General features: G+C 69.9%; 1 protein-coding gene. It reads right to left on the minus strand.

Annotation, left to right across the window (positions count from 1 at the left end; translation table 11 throughout):
* A partial coding sequence (locus tag AC01FP_RS18400) for a hypothetical protein (RefSeq protein ID WP_474482302.1) occupies window positions 1-511 on the minus strand: 511 nt, incomplete at its 3' end.
* Window positions 512-705 lie beyond the last annotated feature (194 nt).

Raw genomic sequence — 705 nt, forward strand, 5'->3', positions numbered from 1 at the left:
ACTCGCCCAGGTAGCGCAGCTCCACGCCGGTGGCTGCGGTATGGGCGCGGGCCAGGCGCGTGGTGAGTTCGAACAGCACGTTGCCCGTCTCCTCGATGGCCTCCACCACCGCCAGCCGCACGGCCGGCGTCGCGCCCCACAGCAGGTGCGCCAGGTGGTGCGAGAGCAGCCGGTTGCGCGCGCAGGCGTCGCCGAACAGGAACTGCATCGTCTGCACCGGCGAGGCCGGCACGTCGTGCCCAAGCTTCGCGAAGTCTTCCAGGTACCAGGGCCAGTGGTGGTCGTCCTCGTGGCTGTGCGCGTTGAGCATGCGCTGGTGCGGGTCGTCGCTGGGCTCGACGCGCAGGACGAAGCGGTTGAGATCGCCGAAGCTCAGGATGAACGGCGCCATGCAGGGGAAGAAGGCCAGGCGGTCACGCACCGGCAGTGTGTCGTCGCGCAGGAAGTCGAAGAAGGGCAGGCGGGCATAGGCGCGCTTGCGGCGCAGGATGTGCTGGAGGACGGTCTTCATGGGGGCTGGGAGTGGGTCTGGCCCGTTCCACGCAGCGCCGGCATGGCGGCGGACACCGGCCCTGCTGTCCGGGCCGGGCGCGCCGGTGCGTTGAACACAGCGCCATCCTCGAAGGACCCACACCATGAACACCGCCCTCGCACCCGCGCCTCTCAACGCCAACGAACCCTCGCGCTATGCCCGCTGCATCGAGG

This window comes from Cyanobium sp. NIVA-CYA 375 (assembly GCF_056108345.1).